Below are 11,579 nucleotides of genomic sequence, written 5' to 3' on the forward strand. Positions count from 1 at the left end.
TCTTGTGTTGTTGCTTTATCGCTCCGGTACGAAGGCTTTTCCGAGCGACGCGGGCGTGTTGATCAACGTCGTACGCCGATTATGGGAAATGATGATGAGAACCACAATAGTCGCGGCATAGGGCAGCATCGAGAGGAATTGCGAGGGAATGCCGAGACCGAAGGCCTGCGCGTGAAGCTGCAGGATGGTGACCGCGCCGAAGAGATAGCCGCCGGCAAAGACCCGCCATGGCCGCCAAGAGGCGAAGACCACCAGCGCCAGAGTGATCCAGCCGCGGCCGGCCGACATGTTCTCCGCCCATTGCGGTGTGTAAACCAGCGAAAGCTGCGCGCCGGCAAGACCGGCGCAGGCGCCCCCGAACATCACCGCCAGGTAGCGCGTGCGGATGACGTGAATGCCGAGCGCATGGGCCGAACCGTGATTGTCGCCGATCGCCCTGAGCTTCAGCCCGGTCCGGCTGCGAAACAGGAACCAGCTGACGCCAACCACAAGCGCGATCGACAGGTAGAAGATCAGATCCTGGCTGAAGAGAACGTGGCCGACGACCGGAATATCCGACAGGACGGGAATGACGATCTCTCCAAGCCGGATGCCGGGCACGCTGACATAGGCTTCGCCGAGCATGCCGGATGCGCCGAGGCCGAGTAGGGTGAGCGCCAGCCCGGTCGCCACCTGGTTTGCCACCAGCGTCAGCGTCAGGAAGGCGAACAGGAGAGAAAACAGCGCACCCGCCGCAATGCCGCAGACAATGCCGATATAGGGCGAGCCCGAGTTCTGCGCACCGGCAAATGCGGCAACCGCGCCCATGATCATCATGCCCTCGACACCGAGATTGAGAACGCCGGAGCGCTCGGTCACGAGTTCGCCGAGTGCCGCGATGACGAGCGGCGTCGAGGCGGTGATGACTGTCAGCAGAATGGCTTCGAAGATGCTCATGCCGCCCCACCCCTTAACCGCGACCAGACAATGCGGATTTTGTAATAGATCAGCGTATCGCAGGAGAGCACGAAGAACAGCAGCAGCCCCTGGAAGACGCGGGTGACCTTGTCGGAAACGCCGAGCGAAAGCTGTGCTGCCTCGCCGCCGAGATAGGTCAGCGCCAGCACCAGGCCGGATGCGATGATGCCGAGCGGATTGAGGCGGCCGAGGAAGGCGACGATGATGGCGGTGAAGCCGTAGCCCGGCGAGATTGCCGGCTGCAGATGGCCGATCGAGCCTGAGACCTCACTGATGCCGGCAAGGCCGGCCAGCGCGCCCGAAAAGAGAAAGCTGAACCAGATCATCTTCTTCGACGAAAAGCCGGCAAAGCGCCCTGCCCGCTCGGATTGGCCGAGCACGACGATTTCGAAACCTTTCAGCGTATAGCGCAGCATGAACCAGACGCCGATCGCCGCAATGATGGCGAAGATGAAGGCCCAATGGGCGCGGCCAGATTCTTCCCAGATCGCCGGCAGCACCGCTTCCGGTGCGAAATCACGCGAGACCGGAAAATTGAAGCCCTTCGGATCGCGCCAGGCGCCGCGGATCAGCCAGTCGAGGAAGAGCTGGGCGATATAGACCAGCATCAGCGATGTCAGGATCTCATTGGTGTTGAAATGCGCCTTCAGCAGCGCCGGAATGGCAGCGAAGAGCGCACCGCCGAGTGCGCCAAGGATCAGCATCAGCGGCAGCACCAGCGGCGAATGCCAGTCGTAGAAGACGATCGGCAGATAGGAACCGGTGATGGCGCCGACGGTGAACTGGCCTTCGGCGCCGATATTCCAATTGTTCGAGCGGTAACAGACGGCAAGGCCGACGGCGATCAGGATCAGCGGAGCGGCCTTGATCGCCAATTCGTGCAGCGACCAGACCTCGAGCAGCGGCTCGATGAAGAAGGCGTCGAGGGCCTCGACCGGGTCCTTGCCGAGCATGGCGAACATGATGGCGCCAAAGGCCAGCGTCAGGACAAGGGCCAGGAGCGGCGAGACGAAAGCGTAGAGCTTCGAGACGTCGGGGCGTTTTTCAAGTTCAATGCGCATGGGGCGCCTCGGGTACAGAGCTGCTCTCGTGCAGGCCGCCCATCAGCAGGCCGATCTTTTCACGCGTCAGTTCGCCCGCCGGGAACGGGCGGGAAAGACGGCCCTCGGAGATGACGGCGATATCGGTCGCCACTTCGAAAATCTCGTCGAGATCCTGGCTGATGACGACGACGGCTGAGCCGTTTCTTGCGAGATCGACCAGGGCCTGGCGGATGCGGCTTGCCGCCCCGGCATCGACGCCCCAGGTCGGCTGGTTGACGACGAGAACCGCCGGCTGGCGGTCGAGCTCGCGGCCGACGATGAATTTCTGCAGATTGCCGCCTGATAAGGAGCCGGCGGCAGGATCATCGCCGCTCTTGCGGACATCCATGGCCTCGGAAATGCGCCGTGCGGCAGATTTCACCGCAGCGTGGCGGATGATGCCGAGCAGGCCCAAAAACGCCTTGCGGTCAGACTGGCTGCGGGCAAGGACGAGATTATCCGAGAGTTTCATGGCGGAGACGGCGGCATGGCCGTGACGCTCCTCCGGTACGAAGCCGGCGCCGAGAAGACGGCGGGCGGTAATGCCCTGATTGCCCACGTGCTTTTTGCGGATGACGATCGCCTCTGCAGCGGCGACCGGATATTCACCGGACAATGCATCGAAGAGTTCGCTCTGGCCGTTGCCGGCGACACCGGCAATGGCGAGAATTTCACCCGAGCGCACCGCCATAGACACATCGCGCAGCGGCATGGCGAAGGGGGTGCGGGCGGAGACGGAAAGATTGGCGACGGCAAGCTGTACCTCGCCTTTGTCGCTGCGTTCCGGGTGGGTCACCGTCGCCACTTCGCTGCCGACCATCATGCGGGCGAGCGATGCCGGCGTTTCCTGCCTGGGATCGCAGGCGCCGGTCACTCGGCCATGACGCAGCACAGTGGCGCGATCGCAGATGCGCTGCACCTCTTCCAGACGATGGCTGATATAAAGAACAGAACGCCCTTCGGCACGCAGCTTGAACAGCGTCTCGAACAGCTTGTCGGCCTCCTGCGGCGTCAGCACCGAGGTCGGCTCGTCGAGGATGATCAGCTTCGGGTTCTGCAGCAGCGCGCGGACGATCTCGATGCGCTGGCGCTCGCCGACCGAGAGATCGGCGACATGGGCATGCGGATCGAGCGGCAGGCCGTAGGCGACCGACAGCGCCCTCGCCTCCTCGGCGATCCGGTCGATCGGGATGGCGTCATCGAGCGACAGCGCGATGTTTTCGGCAACCGTCAGCGCCTCGAACAGCGAAAAATGCTGGAAGACCATGCCGATGCCGAGCTTGCGGGCTTCGCCCGGCGAGGTGATCGCAACCGGCTGGCCCTGCCACAGGATATGCCCGCCCGTCGGCTCGAGAACGCCGAACAGCATCTTCACCAGAGTGGATTTGCCTGCACCATTTTCGCCGAGAAGCGCGTGAATTTCGCCCGGCGCGATATCGAGATCGATTTCATTGCAGGCGGCAAAGCTTCCGAAGAACTTCGTCAGCTTCTGGACCGATAATAACGCACCGGAATCCGGCACATTCAATGGCGACACGTTCCCCTCATTTCTTCTGCCAACCGGTCCGTTCGGATCTCATGGAATCAGCAGCGTCGTTCCTGTTGTTTTTCTTGTTTCCAGATCCGCGTGAGCCCGCCCAACCTCACGCAGCGGATAAGTTTGATTGATATTGATACGCACTTTGTTGCTTTGCACAATATCAAATAGCGCTTTGGCGCTGTCGATCAGTTCCCGGCGCGCGGCGATATAGGTGAAGAGCGTCGGCCGCGTCGCAAAGAGCGAACCCCTCTGCGCCAGCATCGCCAGGGTGAAATTCTCGATCGGACCGGAGGATTGGCCGAAGGAGGCAAAGAGACCGCGCGGCTTCAGGCAGTCAAGCGACTGTGGAAAAGTATCACGGCCGATCGAATCGTAGACGACATCGACGCCCTTGCCGCTGGTGATTTCGCGGACACGGTCGACGAAATTGTCGCTCTTATAGTTGATCACATGGTCGTAGCCATGGGCAAGCGCCAGCTCGATCTTGTCTTCGGAGCCCGCCGTGCCGATGACGGTGGCGCCGAGCGCCTTTGCCCATTGGCCGGCGATCAGGCCGACGCCGCCGGCAGCGGCGTGGAACAGCAGGACGGTCTCCGGCCCGACCTTGAAGGTGCGGTTCAACAGATATTCGGCGGTCATGCCCTTCAGCATCATCGCCGCTGCCGTTTCGAGCGCGATGCCGTCAGGCACATGCACCAGATGGCGCGTTTCGATATTGCGCTCAGCGCTGTAGGCGCCATCGGCGCTGGCATAGGCGACGCGGTCGCCAACCTTGAAATCTTCGACGCCGGGGCCGACCGATGTCACGGTGCCGGCGCCCTCCTTGCCGGTGACGAAGGGTAGATGCGGCACCTTGTAGCTGCCATTGCGGAAATAGACGTCGATGAAATTGAGGCCGACCGCCGCCTGCTTGATCTGCACTTCGCCCGCCGAGGGCGGCGGGAGATCGATCTCGACATAGTCGAAAACCTCCGGCCCGCCCGTCCTCGAAAATGAAACAGCCTGCGTTTTGGTCATCTGCCTATCCTAAGCTTCGCGTCCAAGGGCGGGGAAGAATTGCAGCACCGCGCCGATGACGTAAAGATAGAGCCCGGTCACGATAAAGAGAACGAGTGCCCATTCGGGCGTGTCGAAATGCATCAGCAGCGAAAAAATGCCGAGTGCCGACCACAGGAAAAAGACGCCGAGGTTGAGCGGGCGCAGTCTCTTGACGCGGACCGGATGCAGGAAATTGATCGGCAGGAAGGTCAGCACCACCGAGATAATGACGACGGCAAGCGCGGTCGTCGCGCTGGCATCGATGACGAACAGCGTGAAAACGATCATGTTCCAGACGACCGGGAAGCCGGAGAAGAAATACTCATCCGTCTTCATGCCCATATCGGCATAGTAGATGGCGCTGGAGACGACGATCATGCCGGCGGCAACGAAGGACCAGGGCTCGCCGATCATGCCGCTCTGATAGAGCGCGAAGGCCGGCAGAAGCACATAGGTGACGTAATCGATGATATTGTCGAGCGTATCGCCCGACCAGTTGGGCAGCACTTCCTTGACGCGCACCTTGCGGGCGATCGGCCCGTCTATGCCGTCGACGAGAAGGGCGAGACCCAGCCACCAGAACATGTCGATGAAGCGATGCTCAGCGGCGGCAACGACGCCGAGAAAGGCAAGGAAGGAGCCGGATGCCGTCAGGATATGGACGGAAAAGGCGCGCATCTCCGCGTAGGGAACACGCTTGTAGTTGAAAATCTTCATATTCCCCCGACCGCCCTATCGCGCTCGCCCCGGCAAGCATCTTTTTTATTTCGCCACCATTGCCGGACCTGTTGCTGAGGGTTCCGACGCCGTAGGTCTTTGTTGTCGCACCGTTTTTGCCAAAAACCGGCATCCATTTCGGCGCGCCGCTCTAATATGCATCCTTTGCCGGGCTTCGCCAGCAGGAAATACGACTTTCCCCGCCCGCCCATGCTTGCCCCCTAGTGGCCATTGAATCCTGACAATGACATGCATATTTCCTCTGATGGGCGCTGCATGGAATGGAATGCCTTTAATTCCGGCCCGATATGTAATATCAGCCTCGCATCCGACAGTTCATCCGACGAAACGGGATCCTCTACCGCAATGAACGCGCCTGCAAAGACCGAAGACTTCGCCCCGTCCATCCCCGCCGGCGTTTACGCCGAGACGGTGCTCGCTGTGACGCATTACACCGACCGGCTCTTCCGCTTCACGATGACCCGGCCGCAGGGCTTCCGTTTCCGTTCCGGCGAATTCGCGATGATCGGCCTGATGGTCGAGGGCAAGCCGGTCTTCCGCGCCTATTCGATCGCCAGCCCAGCTTGGGCCGAAGAGCTTGAATTCTTCTCGATCAAGGTGCCGGACGGCCCGCTGACTTCGCATCTGCAGGCGATCAAGCCGGGCGACCAGGTGCTGATGCGCAAGAAGCCGACCGGCACGCTGGTGCTCGACGCGCTGACGCCCGGCCGTCGTCTCTACATGTTCTCGACGGGAACGGGCATTGCGCCTTTCGCCAGCCTGATCCGCGATCCCGAGACCTATGAGAAGTTCGAGGAAGTCATCCTCACCCATACGACCCGCGATGTCGCCGAGCTGAAATACGGCTTCGACCTCGTGCACGAAATCCAGAACGACGAATTGCTGAAGGAAGTCGTCGGCGACAAGCTGCGCCACTATGCGACCGTCACACGCGAGGATTTCGAATATCGCGGCCGCATCACCGACCTGATCTCCTCCGGCAAGCTGTTTACCGATCTCGGCGTACCGCCGCTCGACCCGGCAATCGACCGCGGCATGATCTGCGGCTCCTCGGCGATGCTGAAGGACACCAAGGAACTGCTCGAAAAGGCCGGCCTCGATGAAGGCGCCAACAGCAAGCCCGCCGAGTTCGTCATCGAGCGCGCTTTCGTCGGCTGAAATTTTTCCCGACAATCCGATCAGACAGCGGCTCCGGAAACGGGGCCGTTTCTATTCCTGGCTGAGATAATTGATCAGCGTCGCCATGGTGGCGCGCGCCTCGTCCGGCCTGCCCTGATGGATGGCCTGGATGACGGCGACATGCAGCGCGATGGCGCGATCCATGCGCTCCGGGCTTGCGGTGGAATACCAGAGGCGGCGCGAATGCGTCTGTACCGGGCCGAGCGCCGCCATGATGAAGCCGTTTGGGCAGGCATCCTCGAGAATTTCGTCGAAGGCCTTGTCAGCGGCAAAAAATCCGGCGAGATCACCCGTCACAGTGCATTCGTCCATGGCGCGGGCACAGTCGACGAGACGCGCGCGCTGTTCGTCGCTCGCATGTTCGGCGGCCAAGCCTGCTGCGATCGGCTCCAGCTCGCGGCGCACCTGCATGACATTGCGATGATCCTCAGTCGCGATCTTGGCGACCTGCAGCCCGACGCGCGGCTTCACCAGGATCAGCCCCTGCCAGGCGAGCTTCTGGATGGCCTCACGCACCGGCGTGCGCCCGTGGCCCGCCATATCGATCAGCTGCTTTTCGGTGACAAGCGCGCCGGGCTTCAACGCCAGCGTCACGATCAGATGCTCCAGCGCGAGATAGGCAAGATGGCTTTGTAAAGTCTGCATGCCTGGTTCCGTTGCCCTACTGATATATCACATAGTCGCACGCTCGAAAACCGATGGCAAGTCAGACTGATATATCAGAATAGAGACAGATAGATAACATAGCGAGCCTGCGAAGTTCGGTGAATGGTGTTGCGATACCAGCGCCTCCCCCACCCTCCGTTAGCGTGGAGACACATCATCCCACAACGCATTTATTCGTGCCGCAACGCCTCGATGGGGTTGAGCTGCGCTGCCCTTCTCGCCGGGAAATAGCCGAAGATCATGCCGATTGCCGCGGAGAACAGGAAGGCGACGGCGATCATCATCGGGCTGAAGACGAAGGGCACTTTCAGCAACGTCACCGCGCCGAAGCCGAGGCTGAGCCCCAGCACGATGCCGGTGATGCCGCCGAACAGCGACAGCGCCACGGCTTCGACCAGGAACTGGGTGAGCACCTGGTTTTCCAGGGCGCCGATTGCGAGACGAATGCCGATCTCGCGGGTGCGTTCGGTGACGGAGACCAGCATGATGTTCATGATGCCGATGCCGCCGACGAGCAGGCTGATGGCGGCGACGGCGCCGAGCAGGCCGGTCAGCAGCGTCGTCGTGCCGGTCATCGCCTCGGCGATCTGCGTCATGTCGTTGACGTTGAAATCGTCCTGGCGGCCGGGCACGATCTTGCGGCGCTCGCGCAGGAGATTTTCGACATCGGACTGCACCTTGGCCGTGGAGACGCCATCGCGCGCCGAGATGATGATCTGCGGCACGTTGGAGCTGCCGCTGATGCGCCGCTGGAATACCTTGACCGGCATGATCACGACATCGTCCTGATCGTTGCCCATGCCGGACTGGCCGCGTTTGGCGAGCACGCCGATCACCGGGCATGAGACCTTGCCGACGCGGATCTGCTGGCCTGTGGGGTCGGCGCTGCCGAAGAGCTGCGAGCGCACCGTCTCGCCGATGATGCAGCGCGACTGGCCGCGTTCCTCGGCGGGAGTGAACGTGCGGCCGAGCGCCAAATTCCAGTCCTGGGCGACGAAATAATCGTTGGTGGTGCCCGACACGCTGGTCGAATGGTTTTGGCCGCCGAAAATCACCGTCGCCGTGGACTGGTTGAGCGGCGCGACAGCCCTCAGGCCGCCGATCTGGTCGCGGATCGCCGCGACGTCCTTGATGCTGAAGCGCTTGGCCTCGGAGCTCGCCCGGCCGGGACCGAACTGGCCGGGACGGACGAACAGCATATTGGTGCCGAGCCGCGACAGTTCGGTCGAGACCTGCGCGGTGGTGCCGTTGCCGATCGTCACCAGCGCGATGACGGCGGCAACGCCGATGACGACGCCGAGCACGGTCAGGAAGGAGCGCAGCATGTTGCGGCTGATGGCCCGCAGCGCCAGCTTCAGCGTCTCAAAGAACATGATCCGCCCTCCTCCGGTGCTCGACCTCAGTCTCCAGCTTGCCGTCGACGAAACGCAGCAGCCGCTGGGCATAGCCGGCGATATCGGGCTCATGGGTGACCATGACGATGGTGATGCCCTGCTCGCGGTTCAGCCGCGTCATCAGGTCCATGATCTCGACGCTGGTCTTGGTATCGAGATTGCCCGTGGGCTCGTCGGCCAAAAGCAGCGCCGGCTCGGTGACGATGGCGCGGGCGATGGCGACGCGCTGCTGCTGGCCGCCGGACAGTTCCTGGGTCTTATGATGTTCGCGGCCGGTGAGGCCGACCAGCGCCAGGGCTTCGCGGGCCCGTTCGCGCCGCTCACGCACCGCCATGCCGCGATAGATCAGCGGCAGCTCGACATTTTCGACGGCCGAGGTGCGCGACAGGAGGTTGAAACCCTGGAAGACGAAGCCCAGCATATGGCGGCGCAGCAGCGTCAGCTGGCTGCGGTCGAAGCCGCTGGTCGGAATGCCTTGGAAGATGTAGTCGCCTGATGTCGGCACGTCGAGGCAGCCGAGGATGTTCATCGCCGTCGACTTGCCGGAGCCTGATGGACCCATGATTGCAACGAATTCATGGGCATTGATCGCCAGGTCGACGCGGTCGAGCGCGCGGATCGCCGCCTCGCCCTCGCCGTAGATTTTCGAGACCTGCCTGAATTCGATGAGCGGCGGGCTTGCCATCCGTCTCTCCGCCTAGTTCGCACGCGTCGTGGCGTCGGTCACCAGTGCGTCGTCCTGCTTGATGTCGCCGGAGACGACCTGAGTGAACTGGCCGTCGGATGAGCCGACCTGGATGATAACGGGCGCTGGGTGGCCGTTGCGCAGCACCCAGACGCGGCGCTGCGCGCCCGTCAGCGCCGAACCGGCATTGTTGTTGCGCTGGCGTGGCGGGCCGAAGATACCGAAAATGCCGCGGCCGCGCCTTTCGGCCTGCGCCGGGGCGTAGCGTAGCGCGGCGTTCGGCACCATCAGCGTATCCTTGACGGCCTCGACGGTGACATCGGCCGTCGCCGTCATGCCGGGGCGCAGCAGCAGATCGGCATTGTCGACCGACAGCACCGCCTTGTAGGTCACGACATTATTGACCACTTCGGAGGCGAAGCGGATCTGCTCGATTTCGGCGGGAAAAGTCCGGTCGGGATAGGCGTCAACCGTGAACTTCGCCTTCTGGCCGACGGCGATCTGGCCGACATCGGCTTCGTCGACATCGACCTGCAGCTCCATTTTCTTCAGGTCGCCGGCAATGGTGAAAAGGATCGGCGCCGAAAGCGAGGCGGCAACGGTAGCGCCCGGATTGACCGAACGGGTGAGGATGACGCCGTCGATCGGCGAGATGATCTTCGCCTTGGCGAGATTGACTTCGGCAAGCTGCAGGTCGGCCTCCGAGGCCAGCACTTCGGCCTCATTGATGTCTTTGGCGGCAACGGCGGAATCATATTTGTAGGTGGCGTCGTCGAGGCTCTGCTGGGTGGAGACATTGCTCCTGACCAGGCTCTTCAACCGCTCGAGCGAGGTGCCCGCCGATTGCATGTCGGCATTGGCCTTGACGACGTTCGCCTTGGCCGAATTGAGCTTGGCGCGCGAACTCTTCACATCCGCCTCGAGCTTGTTAGTGTCGAGAAGGGCGAGCACCTCGCCTGATTTGACCGTGCTGTTGTAATCGACATTGACGTCGCGAACCGTGCCGGAAAGCTCGCTCGATATATCCACCTGCTCGGTCGGCTGCACCGAGCCGGTGGCGGTGACAAGCACGGTCAAGTCGCCGCGTTTTGCCGGCTGGGTGGCGTAGCTCACTTCACTCTGCCCTCTGCCCATATAGACATAAGCGGCACCTGCGGCGGCGGCGATGACGAGGAGAAGAATGAGCAGGCGCTGACGCCAGCGGCTGCGCCTGCCCTGACGTCCCGACGCGGCAAGGATCGCTGCGAGGTCGGACGCTTCACCTGTCTTTGCTCCGGTTTCGCTGCCGCTTACGATTTTGTTCATGCTGTCCTCGATCAGTGCCGCTTGCGGCCTCTGCGGTGAAATAATCACAACTCAGATGAACCGGCGATTAGCGTTGCCGCGGAAGTGGCACGGAATTGCGGATGGGTGAAATGAAATATTGGTAAGGAAAGTCAAGTTTTGGGTGCGCCTGAGCATGTCGCGCAATGTGTGCCGCGGTTTTGCGATCACGACATGCGGCCAACCCAAGACCTAAAGCCCGGCAAGCGATGTCGATCGCGACGCGCTTTAGCGCCCGTCAGTTCGCATCCTCGACAAATTGGCCGGCGCCGGGCAAAGGATGCAGCCAGGGTTCACGCCGCTTGATCCAGACTTCATGGCCGGGCGCAAGGTCGGTCGGCGGCGTGTCGAGCGAGCCCAGGCGGAGCTCCGCCTCATCGTCTCTGAGGCAGAAAAGCCGGCTGCCGCAAGCAGGGCAGAAGCTGCGGCCGGCGAACGTGGCGATCTCACCGCTGTGGAAAAAAGCCTGACGTGGCCAGACCGCGAAGAACACAAAGGCGGAGCCGCTCGATTTGCGGCAATCGGCGCAGTGGCAGAGGCCGACGCGAAGCGGCTCGCCTTCCACCCTGTAGGCGACCGCTCCGCAAAGGCAGCCTCCGGTTCGGATCCTCATAAAGCGCCGTCAGGCGTCGAGATTGGTCGGCAGGCCCGGCGGGCGCCGCTTCGCCGCCATCAACAGGTCGAGTTCGGTCGCCGACGGGCCGAACTTGTCGTAGAGGCGCTTTGCCTCCTTGTCATCCAACCGGTATTTCCTGGCAAACTCGCCGATGCTGTAGGGGCGGCCACGCAACACTCTCCGCGCCGGGGTCGCCGTATTCGGTGCGTCGGTCATGGTTTTCTCCTTTTCGTCACGTCCCCTTTAAGCTAGTGCGACCCGTCGATTTGGAAAGAGCCGGCGCGCCGCATCGAGGCTTCCGGCATGGGGGAATGCGGTTGTTTTCCTGGAACCTTTTCGCCAATATGTGGGTTATCGGACC

Annotated in this window: 12 protein-coding genes; 1 reads left to right on the forward strand and 11 read right to left on the reverse strand. The window is 62.2% G+C overall.

Annotated features, from left to right (window positions below):
• Positions 1 to 15: 15 nt before the first annotated feature.
• From FHT69_RS07510 to pcsA, 5 genes are read right to left on the reverse strand one after another with little or no spacing between them, the layout of a single operon-like run.
• Complete coding sequence (locus FHT69_RS07510; protein WP_063475568.1) at positions 16 to 936, reverse strand: ABC transporter permease; 921 nt, start codon at positions 934 to 936, stop codon at positions 16 to 18.
• Positions 933 to 2,018 (reverse strand): ABC transporter permease, encoded by a 1,086-nt coding sequence (locus FHT69_RS07515; protein WP_183905139.1) that lies wholly within the window; start codon positions 2,016 to 2,018, stop codon positions 933 to 935. The genes FHT69_RS07510 and FHT69_RS07515 overlap by 4 nt, the downstream gene beginning before the upstream one ends.
• Positions 2,008 to 3,576 carry an ABC transporter ATP-binding protein gene (locus FHT69_RS07520; protein ID WP_183905140.1) on the reverse strand — a complete coding sequence of 523 codons (1,569 nt, stop codon included), beginning with the start codon at positions 3,574 to 3,576 and terminating at the stop codon, positions 2,008 to 2,010. Before FHT69_RS07520 ends, FHT69_RS07515 begins: the two co-directional genes overlap by 11 nt.
• A gap of 39 nt (positions 3,577 to 3,615) precedes the next feature.
• Positions 3,616 to 4,596 (reverse strand): quinone oxidoreductase, encoded by a 981-nt coding sequence (locus FHT69_RS07525; RefSeq protein ID WP_183905141.1) that lies wholly within the window; start codon positions 4,594 to 4,596, stop codon positions 3,616 to 3,618.
• Between the two features lie 9 nt (positions 4,597 to 4,605).
• Complete coding sequence (gene pcsA, locus FHT69_RS07530; RefSeq protein WP_097594526.1) at positions 4,606 to 5,334, reverse strand: phosphatidylcholine synthase; 729 nt, start codon at positions 5,332 to 5,334, stop codon at positions 4,606 to 4,608.
• 366 nt (positions 5,335 to 5,700) lie between these two features.
• On the opposite strand from pcsA, the gene FHT69_RS07535 reads away from it, so the two are divergent.
• Positions 5,701 to 6,513 carry a ferredoxin--NADP reductase gene (locus FHT69_RS07535; protein ID WP_028757433.1) on the forward strand — a complete coding sequence of 271 codons (813 nt, stop codon included), beginning with the start codon at positions 5,701 to 5,703 and terminating at the stop codon, positions 6,511 to 6,513.
• A 51-nt stretch (positions 6,514 to 6,564) separates the two neighbouring features.
• On the opposite strand, the gene FHT69_RS07540 is transcribed toward FHT69_RS07535, so the two are convergent.
• The 6 genes from FHT69_RS07540 to FHT69_RS07565 all read right to left on the reverse strand — a co-directional run bounded on the left by FHT69_RS07540 (position 6,565) and on the right by FHT69_RS07565 (position 11,434).
• Positions 6,565 to 7,179 carry a GntR family transcriptional regulator gene (locus FHT69_RS07540; RefSeq protein ID WP_183905142.1) on the reverse strand — a complete coding sequence of 205 codons (615 nt, stop codon included), beginning with the start codon at positions 7,177 to 7,179 and terminating at the stop codon, positions 6,565 to 6,567.
• A 191-nt stretch (positions 7,180 to 7,370) separates the two neighbouring features.
• A complete protein-coding gene (locus FHT69_RS07545) occupies positions 7,371 to 8,573 on the reverse strand; it encodes an ABC transporter permease (protein ID WP_132574602.1) in 1,203 nt (400 codons plus the stop codon).
• On the reverse strand, positions 8,563 to 9,279 hold the full coding sequence (locus FHT69_RS07550) for an ABC transporter ATP-binding protein (protein WP_097594530.1): 717 nt from the start codon (positions 9,277 to 9,279) through the stop codon (positions 8,563 to 8,565). The genes FHT69_RS07545 and FHT69_RS07550 overlap by 11 nt, the downstream gene beginning before the upstream one ends.
• 12 nt (positions 9,280 to 9,291) lie before the next feature.
• A complete protein-coding gene (locus tag FHT69_RS07555) occupies positions 9,292 to 10,584 on the reverse strand; it encodes an efflux RND transporter periplasmic adaptor subunit (protein WP_132574604.1) in 1,293 nt (430 codons plus the stop codon).
• 256 nt (positions 10,585 to 10,840) lie between these two features.
• Entirely contained in the window at positions 10,841 to 11,215 is a 375-nt protein-coding gene (locus FHT69_RS07560; RefSeq protein WP_028757294.1) for a GFA family protein, read from the reverse strand.
• A 9-nt stretch (positions 11,216 to 11,224) separates the two neighbouring features.
• Positions 11,225 to 11,434, reverse strand: coding sequence for a hypothetical protein (locus FHT69_RS07565; protein WP_003539563.1), 210 nt, complete (start codon positions 11,432 to 11,434; stop codon positions 11,225 to 11,227).
• Between the last annotated feature and the right edge of the window lie 145 nt (positions 11,435 to 11,579).

The organism is Rhizobium sp. BK008, assembly GCF_014197345.1.
Classification (GTDB): Bacteria; Pseudomonadota; Alphaproteobacteria; order Rhizobiales; family Rhizobiaceae; genus Rhizobium; species Rhizobium anhuiense.

Coding starts and splice junctions, on each gene's coding strand:
- FHT69_RS07510 (WP_063475568.1), bottom strand. CDS start 936: ATGAGCATCTTCGAAGCCATTCTGCTGACAGTCATCACCGCCTCGACG.
- FHT69_RS07515 (WP_183905139.1), bottom strand. CDS start 2,018: ATGCGCATTGAACTTGAAAAACGCCCCGACGTCTCGAAGCTCTACGCT.
- FHT69_RS07525 (WP_183905141.1), bottom strand. CDS start 4,596: ATGACCAAAACGCAGGCTGTTTCATTTTCGAGGACGGGCGGGCCGGAG.
- pcsA (WP_097594526.1), bottom strand. CDS start 5,334: ATGAAGATTTTCAACTACAAGCGTGTTCCCTACGCGGAGATGCGCGCC.
- FHT69_RS07535 (WP_028757433.1), top strand. CDS start 5,701: ATGAACGCGCCTGCAAAGACCGAAGACTTCGCCCCGTCCATCCCCGCC.
- FHT69_RS07540 (WP_183905142.1), bottom strand. CDS start 7,179: ATGCAGACTTTACAAAGCCATCTTGCCTATCTCGCGCTGGAGCATCTG.
- FHT69_RS07545 (WP_132574602.1), bottom strand. CDS start 8,573: ATGTTCTTTGAGACGCTGAAGCTGGCGCTGCGGGCCATCAGCCGCAAC.
- FHT69_RS07550 (WP_097594530.1), bottom strand. CDS start 9,279: ATGGCAAGCCCGCCGCTCATCGAATTCAGGCAGGTCTCGAAAATCTAC.
- FHT69_RS07555 (WP_132574604.1), bottom strand. CDS start 10,584: ATGAACAAAATCGTAAGCGGCAGCGAAACCGGAGCAAAGACAGGTGAA.
- FHT69_RS07560 (WP_028757294.1), bottom strand. CDS start 11,215: ATGAGGATCCGAACCGGAGGCTGCCTTTGCGGAGCGGTCGCCTACAGG.
- FHT69_RS07565 (WP_003539563.1), bottom strand. CDS start 11,434: ATGACCGACGCACCGAATACGGCGACCCCGGCGCGGAGAGTGTTGCGT.